This window comes from Salmonella sp. SAL00672 (assembly GCF_046552175.1).
Taxonomy (GTDB): Bacteria; Pseudomonadota; Gammaproteobacteria; order Enterobacterales; family Enterobacteriaceae; genus Salmonella; species Salmonella enterica.
Map to the genome: position 1 here is coordinate 124,463 of NZ_JBGDUQ010000002.1, position 14,192 is coordinate 138,654.

The 14,192-nt window shown below is 54.8% G+C and carries 18 protein-coding genes; 5 read left to right on the forward strand and 13 right to left on the reverse strand.

Translation table 11 applies throughout. The features are described from left to right. Window positions 1–151 precede the first annotated feature (151 nt). Together ACLJTG_RS06365 and ACLJTG_RS06370 are read right to left on the reverse strand one after the other, a co-directional pair. On the reverse strand, window positions 152–1,048 hold the full coding sequence (locus ACLJTG_RS06365; RefSeq protein ID WP_014343907.1) for a U32 family peptidase: 897 nt from the start codon (window positions 1,046–1,048) through the stop codon (window positions 152–154). Next, complete coding sequence (locus tag ACLJTG_RS06370; protein WP_000421309.1) at window positions 1,039–2,034, reverse strand: peptidase U32 family protein; 996 nt, start codon at window positions 2,032–2,034, stop codon at window positions 1,039–1,041. Before ACLJTG_RS06370 ends, ACLJTG_RS06365 begins: the two co-directional genes overlap by 10 nt. Before the next feature lie 216 nt (window positions 2,035–2,250). Here ACLJTG_RS06370 and ACLJTG_RS06375 point away from each other — a divergent pair, with 216 nt between their 5' ends. After that, entirely contained in the window at window positions 2,251–2,775 is a 525-nt protein-coding gene (locus ACLJTG_RS06375; protein ID WP_000884721.1) for an SCP2 domain-containing protein, read from the forward strand. Further along, window positions 2,769–3,272, forward strand: a complete 504-nt coding sequence (locus tag ACLJTG_RS06380) for a GNAT family N-acetyltransferase (protein ID WP_000908562.1) — start codon at window positions 2,769–2,771, stop codon at window positions 3,270–3,272. The genes ACLJTG_RS06375 and ACLJTG_RS06380 overlap by 7 nt, the downstream gene beginning before the upstream one ends. On the opposite strand, the gene ACLJTG_RS06385 is transcribed toward ACLJTG_RS06380, so the two are convergent. Next, window positions 3,259–3,576: a GIY-YIG nuclease family protein gene (locus ACLJTG_RS06385; protein ID WP_079951118.1), complete on the reverse strand. Its 318-nt coding sequence runs from the start codon at window positions 3,574–3,576 to the stop codon at window positions 3,259–3,261. The two genes, ACLJTG_RS06380 and ACLJTG_RS06385, sit on opposite strands and share 14 nt — an antisense overlap. A gap of 37 nt (window positions 3,577–3,613) precedes the next feature. On the opposite strand from ACLJTG_RS06385, the gene ACLJTG_RS06390 reads away from it, so the two are divergent. Next, window positions 3,614–4,057 (forward strand): YhbP family protein, encoded by a 444-nt coding sequence (locus ACLJTG_RS06390; RefSeq protein WP_000380404.1) that lies wholly within the window; start codon window positions 3,614–3,616, stop codon window positions 4,055–4,057. Here ACLJTG_RS06390 and ACLJTG_RS06395 read toward each other — a convergent pair. After that, window positions 4,037–4,555: a type 1 glutamine amidotransferase domain-containing protein gene (locus ACLJTG_RS06395; protein ID WP_410958906.1), complete on the reverse strand. Its 519-nt coding sequence runs from the start codon at window positions 4,553–4,555 to the stop codon at window positions 4,037–4,039. The two genes, ACLJTG_RS06390 and ACLJTG_RS06395, sit on opposite strands and share 21 nt — an antisense overlap. Before the next feature lie 130 nt (window positions 4,556–4,685). Here ACLJTG_RS06395 and ACLJTG_RS06400 point away from each other — a divergent pair, with 130 nt between their 5' ends. Beyond that, on the forward strand, window positions 4,686–5,321 hold the full coding sequence (locus tag ACLJTG_RS06400; protein WP_001521094.1) for an NAD(P)H-binding protein: 636 nt from the start codon (window positions 4,686–4,688) through the stop codon (window positions 5,319–5,321). Window positions 5,322–5,387: 66 nt separating this feature from the next. On the opposite strand, the gene dolP is transcribed toward ACLJTG_RS06400, so the two are convergent. From dolP to ACLJTG_RS06420, 4 genes are read right to left on the reverse strand one after another with little or no spacing between them, the layout of a single operon-like run. Next, window positions 5,388–5,963 carry a division/outer membrane stress-associated lipid-binding lipoprotein gene (dolP, locus tag ACLJTG_RS06405; protein ID WP_000643280.1) on the reverse strand — a complete coding sequence of 192 codons (576 nt, stop codon included), beginning with the start codon at window positions 5,961–5,963 and terminating at the stop codon, window positions 5,388–5,390. Between the two features lie 9 nt (window positions 5,964–5,972). Next, window positions 5,973–6,563, reverse strand: a complete 591-nt coding sequence (gene diaA, locus ACLJTG_RS06410) for a DnaA initiator-associating protein DiaA (RefSeq protein ID WP_000893481.1) — start codon at window positions 6,561–6,563, stop codon at window positions 5,973–5,975. 21 nt (window positions 6,564–6,584) lie between these two features. Continuing rightward, complete coding sequence (locus tag ACLJTG_RS06415) at window positions 6,585–6,980, reverse strand: YraN family protein (protein ID WP_000057285.1); 396 nt, start codon at window positions 6,978–6,980, stop codon at window positions 6,585–6,587. Beyond that, on the reverse strand, window positions 6,938–8,980 hold the full coding sequence (locus tag ACLJTG_RS06420) for a penicillin-binding protein activator (RefSeq protein WP_079951116.1): 2,043 nt from the start codon (window positions 8,978–8,980) through the stop codon (window positions 6,938–6,940). Before ACLJTG_RS06420 ends, ACLJTG_RS06415 begins: the two co-directional genes overlap by 43 nt. Window positions 8,981–9,043: 63 nt before the next feature. Here ACLJTG_RS06420 and rsmI point away from each other — a divergent pair, with 63 nt between their 5' ends. Next, entirely contained in the window at window positions 9,044–9,907 is an 864-nt protein-coding gene (gene rsmI, locus ACLJTG_RS06425; RefSeq protein ID WP_000812290.1) for a 16S rRNA (cytidine(1402)-2'-O)-methyltransferase, read from the forward strand. A 157-nt stretch (window positions 9,908–10,064) separates the two neighbouring features. On the opposite strand, the gene ACLJTG_RS06430 is transcribed toward rsmI, so the two are convergent. The 5 genes from ACLJTG_RS06430 to gatA all read right to left on the reverse strand — a co-directional run bounded on the left by ACLJTG_RS06430 (window position 10,065) and on the right by gatA (window position 14,192). Next, window positions 10,065–10,838 (reverse strand): DeoR/GlpR family DNA-binding transcription regulator, encoded by a 774-nt coding sequence (locus tag ACLJTG_RS06430; protein WP_001083899.1) that lies wholly within the window; start codon window positions 10,836–10,838, stop codon window positions 10,065–10,067. A gap of 110 nt (window positions 10,839–10,948) precedes the next feature. Beyond that, window positions 10,949–11,992 carry a galactitol-1-phosphate 5-dehydrogenase gene (gene gatD, locus ACLJTG_RS06435; RefSeq protein WP_000844187.1) on the reverse strand — a complete coding sequence of 348 codons (1,044 nt, stop codon included), beginning with the start codon at window positions 11,990–11,992 and terminating at the stop codon, window positions 10,949–10,951. A gap of 43 nt (window positions 11,993–12,035) precedes the next feature. Beyond that, the gene (locus ACLJTG_RS06440; RefSeq protein WP_000490601.1) at window positions 12,036–13,409 is read right to left on the reverse strand and encodes a galactitol-specific PTS transporter subunit IIC; all 1,374 of its coding nucleotides are present in this window, start codon (window positions 13,407–13,409) and stop codon (window positions 12,036–12,038) included. A 3-nt stretch (window positions 13,410–13,412) separates the two neighbouring features. Then, a complete protein-coding gene (gatB, locus tag ACLJTG_RS06445; protein WP_000824293.1) occupies window positions 13,413–13,697 on the reverse strand; it encodes a PTS galactitol transporter subunit IIB in 285 nt (94 codons plus the stop codon). A 30-nt stretch (window positions 13,698–13,727) separates the two neighbouring features. After that, a complete protein-coding gene (gatA, locus tag ACLJTG_RS06450; protein ID WP_000080445.1) occupies window positions 13,728–14,192 on the reverse strand; it encodes a PTS galactitol transporter subunit IIA in 465 nt (154 codons plus the stop codon).

Below are 14,192 nucleotides of genomic sequence, written 5' to 3' on the forward strand. Positions count from 1 at the left end.
CTTTTAATACTGCATTAAAGATTAGCGAATGTTGTTAACAAAGTGAGCTTTATGAGACTGACGGCAAAAACAATGCCCGATGGCGCTGCACTTATCGGGCCTACGGGAGCGCTATTTGTAGGCCGGATAAGGTATTGATGCCGCCATCCGGCTAGGCCTGTAGCTCCAGACCTGCCAGCCGCTTCCAGTAGCCGTTACAGTCGCTATGCGCGGCAAGCGGTAATGGCGCGCCGCCGTTTTCGTTAGCGCGAAAGGCATCAAGCATGGCAAATGTCTCCGTCCCCAACGGCGACAGCCGCACGATATCGACCAATCCCTGCATCGACGTCAGTTCGTTGCCAAGGTTATAGACATAGCCGCTCATGGTCTGAATACCGTTAAGCACAAACACCTGCTGATTCTCTTGCGAGAGCACGTCACGACCGTTTGGATACTTGATACAGCAGGTTTCGCACTCATCTTTCGGGCGGTCTTCCGAACGGGCGGTAAAGCAGCGAGCGGAGTAGGCCAGCGGCAGATGCCCGTAGCTCAACACTTCCACTTCAAACTGATTGCGGATGCCCAGTTCATCGCACTGATTAAGCAAATTCACCAGCCAGTCGCGGGACAGCTCCACTGGCATACACCAGCGTACCATGCCTTCTTTCAGCAACCGGCGCAGCGTGACCGCGTTGTAGCAGTTCAGCGCATGGCCGGCGACAAACGGCAGTTTGCGCTCGGCGCACAGATTCACCACGCCAAGATCGCTGGCTTCCAGCAGAAAATCGCCGTTGTCCACATAGCGTTTCAGCTCGCTTAATTCAGATGACGCCTGTACCAGCGCCAGGGTGGAGAGCACCACCTGCTTACCGCTGGCGGCGAGGGATTTCGCCATTTCCAGCCAGTCGCCGACTTTGGTTGCGCGACGCTTGCTGCACACCGCTTCGCCCAGATAAATGACATCAGCGCTGCTTTTTGCGGCCTGCTGATAAAAATCTTCCAGCGTCTCTTTCGGCCAGTAATAAAGCACCGGTCCTAAGGAATATTTCATAGCTCCTCTCACTGCCATTTACGGTGATATGCGCCAAGCGTGGTTTGGGTGCCTTCGGACATCGCGCCGAGCGTCTCCATCCAGTCGCGCTGTGGAACGAAGTTTTGCGGGGCGGCTTTGCAGCGATCGATCGCCTGGCGCCACACTTTCGCCACTTGGCTGACGTAGGCCGGGCTGCGCTGGCGGCCTTCGATCTTCACCGAAGCGATGTTCGCCGCCATGAGCTCCGGCAGCAGTTCCAGCGTGTTCAGGCTGGTTGGCTCCTCCAGCGCGTGATAGCGCTCGCCGTCCACTAAATAGCGGCCTTTACACAGCGTTGGGTAGCCTGCGTTTTCGCCATCCTGGTAACGGTCAATCAGGACATCATTCAGGCGCGATTCCAGCCCCTGCGGCGTTTGCTGCCAACGGACAAAGCGGGCGGGAGAGCAGGCGCCGACGGTATTGGGCGACTCCCCCGTCAGGTAGGAAGAAAGATAGCAGCGACCTTCCGCCATAATGCACAGGCTGCCAAACGCGAATACCTCCAGCGGCACCGGCGTGACGCGGGCCAGTTGTTTTACCTGGTGAATCGACAGTACACGCGGCAGTACTACACGGTGGACATCAAAGTTGCGGTGATAAAAGCGAATCGCCTCTTCGTTGGTTGCCGAGGCCTGAACGGAAACATGGCGCTCAATATGCGGGTAACGCTCTGCGGCATATTCCAGCATAGCGAGGTCGGCAAGAATCAGCGCGTCGGCGCCAAGCTGCGCCGCCATATCCACGGCGCGCTGCCAGCGGGCATAGCCGTCCGGATGCGCAAAAGTATTAATGGCGATGTGTAATTTGCGGCGATGCTGGTGAACAAAACTCACCGCTTCCTGCAATTTTTTTTCGGTAAAGTTAAGGCCGGCAAAATGACGGGCATTGGTATCGTCTTTTAACCCGATATAAACGGCGTCAGCGCCGTTTTCGATGGCCGCCTTCAGCGCCGGGAGATTTCCGGCAGGGCAGAGCAGCTCCATAATTTATCCTGAGGGTTACGTCTGAGACGCAAAATTGTTAACGAACAGGGATTTTAGTTAACCTTGCTGCGACAATTTTTGATTTAAGGCAGTTAAAGGCGTATTGGTAACACCAATAATGGGGTAGAAAATCAGACCCAATTGTTGATTTACGCCGCCATGTGATTTATTGGATATGGCAAAATAACAGGACTATTGAAACAGGGAGTAAAGCTCGTGTTAGATAAACTGCGTTCACGCTTAGTCCATGCTGGCCCGTCTCTGATGAGTGTACCGGTTAAACTGACGCCCTTTGCGCTAAAGCGCCAGGTTCTGGAACAGGTTCTGAGCTGGCAGTTTCGTCAGGCGCTGGCCGATGGAGAGCTGGAATTCCTCGAAGGTCGTTGGTTAAGCATTCATGTTCGTGACATCGACTTAAAATGGTATACCACGGTTGAAAATGAAAAGCTGATCGTTAGCCAGCAGGCGGATGCTGACGTCAGTTTTAGCGCCGACGCCAGCGATCTGCTAATGATCGCCGCCCGTAAACAGGATCCGGATACGCTCTTTTTCCAGCGTCGACTGGTCATTGAAGGCGATACTGAGTTAGGGTTGTATGTGAAGAATCTGATGGACGCCATCGAACTGGAGCAGATGCCGAAAGCGTTACGCGTTATGCTGCTGCAACTGGCGGATTTTGTTGAGGCGGGAATGAAAAACTCGCCGGAAACCAAACAGACCTCGGTAGGTGAACCATGCTAATTCGAGTAGAAATTCCTATTGATGCGCCTGGTATTGATGCGCTGTTACGCCGTTCATTCGAAAGCGATGCGGAAGCGAAGCTGGTTCACGATTTGCGTGAAGATGGTTTTCTGACGCTCGGACTGGTGGCCACGGATGATGAAGGTCAGGTGGTGGGCTATGTCGCCTTTAGCCCGGTTGATGTGCAGGGCGAAGATTTACAGTGGGTCGGCATGGCGCCGCTGGCGGTCGATGAAAAGTATCGCGGGCAAGGGCTGGCGCGCCAGTTAGTGTATGAAGGGCTGGATTCGCTCAACGAGTTCGGCTACGCGGCGGTCGTGACGCTGGGCGATCCGGCGTTATATAGCCGCTTCGGTTTTGAACTGGCCGCACATTACGATCTTCACTGCCGTTGGCCCGGTACGGAAAGCGCTTTCCAGGTACACCGTTTGGCTGAGGATGCGCTGGAGGGCGTGACGGGGCTGGTGGAGTATCACGACCACTTCAATCGTTTTTAAGCACTGGCGTTTGCAGGCTGGACAGCAGCGCCTCAAACGCTTCGCGTTCCGTCACAAGGCGCTCTTTCTGGCGCTTTGTGAGCTGTTTGATGCGATACTCTATGCGCAGGGCCAGCGAGCGATCGCCGACCTGCGCCGCAAACGCCAGCGTTAACTCGCCTTTTCCCCGTAATGCTTTTGCGCCTTTTCCCGTTTGATGCTGCCTGTAACGACGCGCCACATCGGTGGTTATTCCGGTGTAAAGCGCATTGTCTGCAGTACGAATCAGATACAGATACCAGGGTGCCATTGTCGCCATCAGCATGATAATTTTCAGGTTCCCAGTATAAGCGAGAATAAAGATGGACACACTTACCGCTATTGGCCGTTGGCTGGCGAAACAACACGTGGTGACCTGGTGCGTACACCATGAGGGAGAGCTGTGGTGCGCCAATGCGTTTTATTTGTTTGATGCGCAAAACGTCGCGCTGTATCTGTTAACGGATGATAAAACCCGCCATGCGCAAATGTCCGGCGCGTGCGCGCCAGTTGCGGGAACGGTCAATGGTCAGCCGAAAACGGTGGCGCGCATTCGCGGCGTGCAGTTTAAAGGGGAAATTCGCCGTCTGGAGGGGCAGGAGAGCGACGCCGCGCGTAAAGCTTACCTTCGTCGCTTCCCGGTCGCCAGGGTGCTGCCAGCGCCGGTATGGGAAATCCGGCTGGATGAAATTAAATTCACCGACAACACGCTGGGGTTTGGTAAAAAACTGCACTGGTTACGTGACTCACGCGCCCAGCAGGCGTAGCGCCTCGCGGTTAAATGCCGGCAGGTCGTTAGGCGTGCGGCTGGTCACCAGCTGATCTTTATCGACGACGACTTCCTGATCGTAAAATTCCGCGCCCGCGTTCTTCACATCGATAATAATCGGTTTCACCGCCGTGAGTTTGCGGCCACGAATGACATCGGCGCTGATCAACAACTGCGGGCCGTGGCAAATGGCAAAAACCGGTTTACCGCTGTTAACGAAATCGCGGGTAAAATCCACGAAACGGCTGTCGCCGCGCAGGTAGTCCGGCGAATGACCTCCCGGCAATAGCAAGGCGTCGAACCCGTCGGGACGAACGTCATCAATAGCCTTATCAATGGTGACGCTGGCCTCGCCTTTTTTTCCTTTCACCGTTTTACCCGCCTCTTTTTCGATGGTGATGACCTCATGGCCGGCCTGACGGAATTCTGCAGCCGGCGAGGTAAATTCTGAATCTTCAAATTCATCGGTAATCAAAACGGCAATTTTCTTACTCATGCGTTTCCTCCGCAGTGGTGGCGTCGGGTAAGGCAAATTTTCCACAATGATGGATACTTACCTCGTAGACTATTAAGCCTGGTCGATAGGGCCGAGAGTGCAAGGTGGACAAATCTGTAAAGGAGCGAGGATGAGTCAGGTACTGATTACCGGCGCGACCGGACTGGTCGGCGGACATCTGCTGAGAATGTTAATCAACACGCCGCAGGTGAGCGCTATCGCCGCGCCGACGCGTCGCCCGCTGACGGATATTGTCGGCGTTTATAACCCTCACGATCCGCAGCTTACCGATGCGTTAGCTCAGGTGACCGACCCGGTAGATATTGTTTTTTGCTGCCTGGGCACGACCCGGCGTGAAGCGGGAAGTAAAGCGGCGTTTATTCATGCGGATTATACGCTGGTGGTTGATACTGCGCTGACCGGACGTCGACTGGGTGCGCAGCACATGGTGGTGGTCAGCGCAATGGGAGCAAACGCGCACTCTCCGTTTTTCTACAATCGGGTGAAAGGAGAAATGGAGGAGGCGTTAATCGCGCAAAATTGGCCTCGTTTGACGATTGCCCGACCTTCTATGCTGCTCGGCGACAGAACAACGCGGCGGGTGAATGAAACGCTTTTCGCTCCGCTATTCCGGCTGTTGCCAGGAAACTGGAAATCGATCGATGCGCGGGATGTGGCGCGGGCCATGCTGGCGGAAGCGCTGGCGCCAGCACAAGAAGGCGTGACGATTCTGACCTCATCGCAACTGCGGGAAAAAGCGGAGTAGCGAAGCCGGATGATTTACCGGATGGCGACGCGGTTTACACATTCTTATCGCCACCCGGCACACCGGTTACTTAATATACGTAAAGGCGGTGGTCACGCGTTTCACGCCGCTCACCCGGCTGGCGATGTCTGCTGCCGCTTTACCTTCACGTTCAGTCACCAGGCCCAGCAGGAACACTTCGCCATTCTCGGTGGTGACTTTCACATTTGACGATTTTACCTGATCGCTGGTCAGTAGCTGTGAGCGAACTTTCGTGGTGATCCAGGTATCGTTAGAGGCGGTCCCCAGGCCGATAGGCTGACCCTGGCGAATCTCGTTATAGACCTCGGTGGTGCCTTCAACGCCCATCGCTATCTGTTTCGCGCGTGCGGAGAGTTCGCTGTTTGGCGACTGGCCCACTAACAAAACTTTGCCCTGATAAGCCGTGACATTGATGCGCGTCTCTTTTTTGATTTGCTCATCTTTCGACAGCGCGCTGCTGACACGCAGTTCCAGCGTTCCGTCATCCACCTGGGTGCCCACGCTACGCGGGTCGGTTGCAGCTTTGGTGCCGACGGCTGCCGTACCCACTACCGCGGCGGCGACGCAACCTTGCAATAGCAACGCAGAAATAAGGACTGCGAGCGGCGAAAATGCCTTCATGTGTACTCCTTAATCATCCTGGTGAGGAAAAAGCGTGTTATCGATCAAATCGCACAGGCAGTTTACCGTCAGCATATGCATTTCCTGAATGCGCGCGCTGTGGTGTGAAGGGATACGAATTTCGACATCCTGCGGCCCTAATAGTCCGGCCAGCTCACCCCCGTCATACCCGGTTAGCGCCACAATGGTCATGTCACGTGTGACGGCTGCTTCAACGGCTTTTACGATATCGCGACTATTACCACGCGTAGAGATCGCCAATAAAACATCGCCTGCATGTCCCAGCGCCCGGACTTGTTTTGCATAAACTTCATCGTGCAGGCGATCGTTAGCGATCGCAGTTAAGACCACATTATCGGTATTTAGTGCAATGGCGGGTAAACTGGGTCGCTCCGTTTCAAAGCGGTTAATCATGCTGGCAGCAAAATGCTGTGCGTTGGCCGCGGACGTCCCGTTTCCACAACAGAGGATTTTGTTGCCGTTAAGCAGGGAATGAACCAGCGTCATGGCGGCGCGGGAAATGGCATCCGGAAGCGCTTCCGCCGCAGCAATTTGAGTTTGAATGCTTTCTGTAAAGCAAACTTTGATTCTTTCGAGCACGCTAATCCTTAAAATCTTCAATTATGAGTGGTCGTTAAACGCATCCCGAAACCACTCAATCTCATTTCCGGTGAAGGCTAACACATCGAACCGACAATCCACAGTATCAAAACTCCCATTCTGGCGGGCGAGCCACAAGCGGGCAGTATGTAATAATTTGTGTTGCTTGCTGCGGGTCACACTAGCCGCCGCGCCGCCATAAAGCCCGGAGCGTCGATAGCGGACCTCAACAAAAACCGTCGTTTTTCCGTCGCGCATGATCAGATCGATTTCGCCGCCGCGCTCGCGCACGTTGGCGGCGATAAACCGCAGTCCTTTGCTTTCCAGCCAGCGACGCGCGGCAGCTTCCCACGCGTCGCCAGCCTGTTTACGCGTTAGCTGGCGGGAACAATCTCCCCTTGCTGGTATTTGAGCCATGATAACTTCCTGTTAATCACACAATCCGGGCTGGCGGTTAATGCGCCGGTATTACCATTGATCTCAAATCCCTGCACCTGACGCATCTGCGAAAAGTGGTTCGCCAGCGTCCAGGCATCCACGCCCATGGCGTACATCCGCGCCAGAGAATAGTCGTTATGTACAGCGCTCAGCGCCTGCTGCATCAACGGCATATTGCCGCCTGCCAGCATAGGAATTTCACTGTATTGTAAACCCTCCATTTCCAGACGGAAGTCGGGGCCGGAGGTGCCTTGCGCGCTGCGAGAGCTGGCATACAGCGTCGCGCCGCTCTGGGTGCCGTTACGCATGGCGATCATCGGTTTGATAAAGCCAATCTCTTCCGGCGTAGCCAGAATATAGACCGCGTCTACGCGTCCGCCGCTGGTGATTTGCGCGTCGGTCGGCGGCGCAGGGATGGTCAGACCGCCAATGGTGACGCCAGGCTGCGCAGGCACGCTGGCGGCGACCGGGCTGCCCGTCAACGCGATACCCGCGCCGCCGTTCACGCCCATTTTCAGCTCGGCTACGGAGCCGAATTTTTGCTGTAACACGATGCCGCCGCCCAGTTTTTGCCACTCCTGGGTGAAGGCGTTCGCCACGCGATCGCCAAGCGTGCTGCGTGGGATCAACAGCAGCGGCGACTGCTTGCCCTGGTCATAAATATGATGCGCCGCATCACGGGCTTCATCTTCTGGAGAGAGCGCGAAATAGCAGATATTAGGGAAGCTACGTACCGTTTCCGGCTGGTTGAGTGCCAGCACGTTGAGCGGCGTGTTGCTTTTCATCAGCGCTTCCACATTGTTTTTCAACAGCGGCCCGACCACGATACTGGCGCCGTCTTGCTGAACCTGAGCAAGCACCTGATCCAACGGCTGGGAAGAGGTATCGTAGATTTTTAATTCAGCGGAGGGATCCGCCGGCGCGCTTGTTGTAGCAGGGGGAGTTTGTGGCGCGCTGACTGGCGTAGCGGACTGGGATGGAGCGTCATCAGTCAGATCGCTCACCGAGGCCTGCGACGGACTGGCGACGCCGTTGGTCATTTGTGGCTGCGTCTCCTCCACGCCAGGTTCTACCGGCGCGTCAGGCGCGGCGGCAGGCTGCATCTCTACCGCCTGGGTGCCGAGGTTTTTCGCGGCTTCGAAACCTTGCTGGATGGTACGGCCAAACACGGCAGCCTGACCGTTCAGCGGCAGCAGCAGAGCGATTTTGCTGGTGGAAGCCGGTTTGAAACGTTGTACATTGACGAGCTGCGTCGGCAGCATTTTCGCCCCCGGATTTTGCGGGTAGCGTTTTTGCCAGTCGGCGATCCCGGCTTTCAGCATGTCCGGATCGTTGCGGTTGTCAAACCAGACGCGTTGCAGATCCAGCCAGCCCTGAAGCACATTTTCATCGGCGTTGATAACCAGCGTCCTGGCCTGATCCGGCGTCATGGCGGAGAGCGCCTGCCAGGTGGCGTCGATATTTTTTTGTTTATCTTTCGCCGCCAGTAGCGGTTCCTGGGCGATTAACGCCCGCAACAGGGTAAGCGACGGGCGTCCCTGGCTGGCAACGATCTGCGCCTGCCAGTAACGCGCTTGCTGATGTGGCGCAAAGTCGGCGGGTTTTAGTTTATCCAGCAAGGCCTGCGCGCCTGCGACATCTTTTTGCGCCAGTTTGATTTCTACCGCTAATAAAGACTGTTCGCGACGCTGGGTATCGTTCAGATTTTGCGGGAGTTGGTTGAACAGGTCGACGGCCTGCTGGCTTTTTCCTTCTTTCAGCAGTGCATGAATGGCGAGTAATTGCCAGTTGGTCTTGCTATCATCTGCGCTTTGCTGCATCTGATGCAGGTAAAAGGCGGAGTCAGCTTGCGCTGAACCCTGCATATAGGCTGCGCTTTGATCTGGCGCCTGGGTGCCGCACCCGGCGAAAAGTAGCGCAGCCAGGACGACAGGCAGCGCGCGTGCGGCGTTCAAACGAGAAAATGTTGAGGGTACCATACTGTATCCAGTGATATTTTTTTACGCAATGCTCAATATTAAATCGGCAATACGGACGACACAATGAAACAAAACGAATCGGCGGATAATTCTCAGGGCCAACTCTTTATTGTACCTACTCCTATCGGTAATCTGGCGGATATCACCCAGCGTGCGTTGGAGGTGTTACAGGCTGTAGATCTGATTGCCGCCGAGGATACTCGTCACACCGGTTTATTGCTGCAACATTTTGGGATTAATGCCCGATTGTTCGCGCTGCACGACCATAACGAACAACAAAAAGCGGAAACGCTGGTCGCGAAGCTAAAAGAAGGGCAGAACATTGCGCTGGTTTCCGACGCCGGTACGCCGCTGATTAACGATCCGGGCTACCACCTGGTGCGTACTTGTCGCGAAGCGGGGATTCGCGTGGTGCCGCTACCGGGGCCGTGTGCGGCGATTGCCGCCCTGAGCGCCGCTGGCCTGCCATCCGACCGTTTCTGCTATGAAGGCTTTTTACCGGCGAAATCCAAAGGCCGCCGTGATGCGCTAAAAGCCATTGAAACGGAACCGCGAACGCTGATTTTTTATGAGTCAACCCACCGCCTGTTAGATAGCCTGGAAGATATCGTCGCGGTATTGGGAGAATCCCGTTATGTGGTGCTGGCGCGTGAGCTGACCAAAACCTGGGAAACCATTCACGGCGCGCCGGTCGGCGAGCTGCTGGCGTGGGTCAAAGAAGATGAAAACCGTCGCAAAGGCGAAATGGTGCTGATTGTCGAAGGCCATAAAGCGCAAGAAGACGACCTGCCCGCCGACGCGCTGCGCACGCTGGCGCTGCTACAGGCCGAATTGCCGCTGAAAAAAGCGGCGGCGCTGGCAGCAGAAATTCACGGCGTGAAGAAAAATGCGCTGTATAAGTATGCGCTGGGGCAGCAGGAAGAGTAAAAGCGAGCGCCCGGGAACCGCCTTTTATCGCCATCACGTTAATACTCAATCAGGTGATTGATGTGGGTAAATTGATGGGGGCATTGGGCGGTGATAGCGGGCCGGACCTTTCCTTCGGGCTTACTCTCGCGATCAGCAACGCATAACCGACTCCTTTTTAGACGATCATTAATTCCACGCCTGTTTTCGCTAATGCCGCTTTATCCTGTTTGCTGATGGTGTCATCGGTTATCACACAGTCGATCTTGTCCATCGGCAATACCTGGTTAAAGCCGCGACGGTTAAATTTGGTCGCGTCCAGTACCGCGATAACTTTGTGTGCCGCCGCCGCCATGACGCCGCTAATGGAATAACCTTCGTTAAACGTGGTAATACCGTTTGTCGCATCAATACCATCCGCCCCGACAAACATGACATCGGCGCTGATGCCGTGTAGCGATCGTTCCGCAATCGTGCCGTGCATTGAGTGGGTTTTATGCCGTACCGTACCGCCGCAGACCACCAGCGTGAGATCTTTATTTTCTGATAGCGTAAAAGCGGCAGGCAAGCTGTTAGTGATCACCGTAATATTGCTTTTTCGCGCGAGCGCTTCCGCAATCAGTAATGTTGTGCTCCCGCTATCCAGAATGATGGTCATTCCTTCTTCAACCATTGCCGCAGCCGCTTGGGCAATCCGCTTTTTCGGATCGCTGGCGAGTTGATACCGATCTTCCAGAATGACTTCCTGATTGTCGCCTTCCGCCAGATGACTTCCCGGTTTTGCCGCGCCGCCATGAAAACGGGTGACAAGGCCTTTCTCTTCCAGCAGACGCAGGTCAGCACGGATAGTCACTTCAGAAATACCAAAGGTATTTGAAAGGTCCATCACTAGCACGCTGCCTTGCGTATTAATCAGGTCGACAATTTTATTTCTTCGCTCAAATGAGTTCATATTGATTTGCCTGATAATTAACTGTAACTAGTTTAATCGAAGGATTGCGAAAGGTGAACGCTAAATTTCGAAAGGAAATGTGAGCCAGCGCAGGTTGCTGGCTCGTACCATCAGGAAAGTTGAAGTAAGATTTTGCCCTGCATGGGCGCGCCATTAAGCGCTTTGACTGCTTCTGCAAAGCTTTCCGCATCGCCGCGATGGGCAATGAGAGGGGTCAGTTGAAGACGTTTTTCAGCTAACAGGCGCGCTGCGGTTTCCCATTCTTCTCCTGGCCATGGCGCGGAGTAGTTCATCCAACTGCCGAGGAGCGTGAGCTCTTTACGCAAAATTAACCCGAATGTGCGCGTCGTCAGGGTGAGATCGTGATGTAACGTCCCCACCAGCGCCAGTTGCGCTCGCGGCCCGGCGATATCAATAGCCAGCGAGACGGTCTGGGGAGTTCCTGCCGTTTCGAGAACCAGTTGATCAAACTGAATGTCGGACAACGCGGTCTGGATGTCGTCGTCGGTCATTTCCCGGCTATTGCAGGTATGCGTTGCGCCCAGCGCTTTCGCCAGTTCCAGTTTCTGCGGATTGATATCAATCGCCGTTACGCTTCGCGCGCCCAGTTCCCGCGCGCACTGTAAGGCCAGCAGGCCAATTGTCCCGGCCCCGACGATAATTACGTTTTTCCCCTCGCAGCCCTGCGCCAGATGAAAGGCGTGCAAGCCCACGGTAATCGGTTCGATAAACGCGCCATCTTCAATTGGCATATCAGACGGCAAGCGGAAAAGATTGGCCCGTTTGACCACCACATATTCCGCATTACCGCCTTCGCTGCGCGATCCTACAAACTGATACTGTTTGCATAAAGAAAAGTAACCGCGTTCGCATTGCGGACAGTGAAAGCAGGGAAGAAGCGGGACACAAGCGACGGTATCGCCAGGCTGCATATCCGTTACGCCTGTGCCGTAGGATTCAACGTAGCCGCTGAATTCATGACCTAACGTAATAGGATAATAATGGGCGCCCTGCGCGAAAATACGCGGGATATCCGACCCGCAAAGCCCTGAGCTAACGACCTTGACCAACACATCGTCCTCGGCTTGCAGTTGTGGTAAGGGGCGTTCTTCAACGCGCACGTCTCCCTCAGCGTGAATAACCACTGATTTCATAACATTCTCCAGGAAGGTGAGGGGAGCGATTGCTCCCCTAAAATTAAGAGGCGATTTGACTTTGCTGTAGCGCCGTGGCTTTCTCAGCCGCGACAAACTGTCGGGCGCGACGCCAGGTCAGCAGTACGCCAGCCAGATAGATAATGGCAATGACGGCGAAGCCGACGATATTCTGCCAGGTAAAAAGTTGAATCAGCAGCCAGGTGATGGGGGAACCGCCCTGATCCAGCGAGGCGACTTGTCCGCCAGCTTTTAGCGCTCCGGCATTGGCAGCCAGTTGGGTATGCAGGCCAATCGTCTGGGTGGCTATCCACAGGGTGATGCCCATGATAATGACACCTGAAATCAGCGTGCGGAACAGGTTGCCCTGGTGTACCGCAACCGCCATCGCAATAAAGAAACCGATGGTGGCGAGGTCGCCGAACGGCAGCACCTGGTTCCCCGGTACTAAGACGGCAATCAGGATGGTCAGCGGAATGAATATCAGGCTCGCGGAGACAACAGAGGTATGACCGAGCAGTAGCGCTGGATCAAGGCCTATCAGGAACTCCTGCCCGCCAAATTTAGCCTGTAGACGTTTACGCGCATGTTTCGCGATAGGCGTTAGGCCATCCATAATAGGTTTAATGACGCGTGGCATAAGCAGCATCACCGCTGCGGTTTTGACCGCCAGTTGCAGAACGGCTTTGGCGTCGTAGCCTGCCAGCACACCAATCACCAGCCCCATCACGAAGCCGACAGTCACCGGCTCGCCAAACGGTCCGAAGCGTTTCTGGACATCGTCTGCGCTAAAGTGAATACGATTGAGACCCGGAATTTTCTCGATAATGGTATCAACGAGCACCGCCACGGGGCCCAGGTACGCGGATGAACCGTGTGGGATAGCAATCCCCTCGAGGCCAAAATAGTCGCGGGTATCTTTGGCAAACCAGTCCCCCAGTTTGTAGACAAAGGCGGCATGAACCACAACGCCCAGAATCCCCAGCCAGTATGAACCGGTCGCCAGATGCAGCATGGCGCCCGTGAAGGTCATGTGCCAGATATTCCAGATATCAACATTTACCACGCGGGTCATGCGGGTCACCAGCATCAGGACGTTAACCCCGATGGCGACAGGGATCGCGACCAGCGCGATTTGTGACGCCCAGGTCATGGGCGATGAACCTGGCCAGCCGACGTCAATAACGTGGAGATTGATTTGGAAATGTTCCGCCATGGCTTTCGCCGCGGGGCCGATAGAATCCAGCATCAGGCCGATGACCAGACCAATACCCACGAAGCCGATACCAATATGCAAACCCGATTTAAAACAATCCCCAAGCTTCATTCCCAGCAGTTTAGAGAACACGATGATCACCAGAGGCAACATCACCGTTGGGCCTAAGTCGAGGATATAACGCATTATTTCGCTAAACATACGTTACCCCATGAGAATGGACAGAATTTTTTGCTGTAATGCTTCAATACCCACGCCGGAAACAAAAGGCATACCGTGAACGACGGGAATATCGCCAAAGGCGCGATCGACCCTGGCAGTGGTACAGATAAGATCGGCGCCGTCCATATAGGTTTCGATTTCGGTGACCCGGCATTGCACTAAGTCGAGCTCAATATGGTTGGCATCACATAGCTCTTTAATTTCTTCCGCAGCCATCGTTGAGGTTGCAACCGCACCGCCACAGGCCACAATTACTTTACGTTTCATAGGGTATTCCTCATTATTATCAATTTATTATCAAACCTGGACGCACTGCTCAGGCTCAAGGATGGTTTCCTGAAAGCGTATCGCCAGTTCGGCATCCGGCGCGCTTAACAGGGCATCGAGGGTGCTCGGGTTCTGTAGCTCACTAAACAGGCGGCGCAGAAGTTTTAGCTGTGCCGCCGGGTTTTCAACGATTAAGGCGATGATTAACGAAACGGCAATCTCTTCGTCATCATCCGCCTGTTGAAACATGACCGGCTTATCTGGACGAATCAGATAGATAGCGGGTGATTTCGCATGAACCGCCTCGCAATGAGGGATAGCGACGGCGTGACGCTCCAGCGCAATGCCGGTAGGAAAAGACGCTTCACGTTCCACCAGCGCCTGCGGATAACTATCATGTACCACGCCTTTCGCCAGCATCTCTTTGCCAATGTGCGCCAGCGCCTGTTGGCTCGAGTCGAATGTGATTCCGGTTCGGACAAATAGTTGGCTCAT

What these genes read in the sequence shown, in the direction of transcription:
- ACLJTG_RS06385 (WP_079951118.1), bottom strand. Translation starts at nt 3,576, where the DNA reads ATGCTGATGGCGACAATGGCACCCTGGTATCTGTATCTGATTCGTACT.
- ACLJTG_RS06365 (WP_014343907.1), bottom strand. Translation starts at nt 1,048, where the DNA reads ATGGCAGTGAGAGGAGCTATGAAATATTCCTTAGGACCGGTGCTTTAT.
- ACLJTG_RS06430 (WP_001083899.1), bottom strand. Translation starts at nt 10,838, where the DNA reads ATGAACTCATTTGAGCGAAGAAATAAAATTGTCGACCTGATTAATACG.
- gatD (WP_000844187.1), bottom strand. Translation starts at nt 11,992, where the DNA reads ATGAAATCAGTGGTTATTCACGCTGAGGGAGACGTGCGCGTTGAAGAA.
- ACLJTG_RS06370 (WP_000421309.1), bottom strand. Translation starts at nt 2,034, where the DNA reads ATGGAGCTGCTCTGCCCTGCCGGAAATCTCCCGGCGCTGAAGGCGGCC.
- gatA (WP_000080445.1), bottom strand. Translation starts at nt 14,192, where the DNA reads ATGAGCCAACTATTTGTCCGAACCGGAATCACATTCGACTCGAGCCAA.
- ACLJTG_RS06440 (WP_000490601.1), bottom strand. Translation starts at nt 13,409, where the DNA reads ATGTTTAGCGAAATAATGCGTTATATCCTCGACTTAGGCCCAACGGTG.
- rsmI (WP_000812290.1), top strand. Translation starts at nt 9,044, where the DNA reads ATGAAACAAAACGAATCGGCGGATAATTCTCAGGGCCAACTCTTTATT.
- ACLJTG_RS06400 (WP_001521094.1), top strand. Translation starts at nt 4,686, where the DNA reads ATGAGTCAGGTACTGATTACCGGCGCGACCGGACTGGTCGGCGGACAT.
- ACLJTG_RS06415 (WP_000057285.1), bottom strand. Translation starts at nt 6,980, where the DNA reads ATGGCTCAAATACCAGCAAGGGGAGATTGTTCCCGCCAGCTAACGCGT.
- ACLJTG_RS06420 (WP_079951116.1), bottom strand. Translation starts at nt 8,980, where the DNA reads ATGGTACCCTCAACATTTTCTCGTTTGAACGCCGCACGCGCGCTGCCT.
- dolP (WP_000643280.1), bottom strand. Translation starts at nt 5,963, where the DNA reads ATGAAGGCATTTTCGCCGCTCGCAGTCCTTATTTCTGCGTTGCTATTG.
- ACLJTG_RS06380 (WP_000908562.1), top strand. Translation starts at nt 2,769, where the DNA reads ATGCTAATTCGAGTAGAAATTCCTATTGATGCGCCTGGTATTGATGCG.
- ACLJTG_RS06395 (WP_410958906.1), bottom strand. Translation starts at nt 4,555, where the DNA reads ATGAGTAAGAAAATTGCCGTTTTGATTACCGATGAATTTGAAGATTCA.
- ACLJTG_RS06390 (WP_000380404.1), top strand. Translation starts at nt 3,614, where the DNA reads ATGGACACACTTACCGCTATTGGCCGTTGGCTGGCGAAACAACACGTG.
- gatB (WP_000824293.1), bottom strand. Translation starts at nt 13,697, where the DNA reads ATGAAACGTAAAGTAATTGTGGCCTGTGGCGGTGCGGTTGCAACCTCA.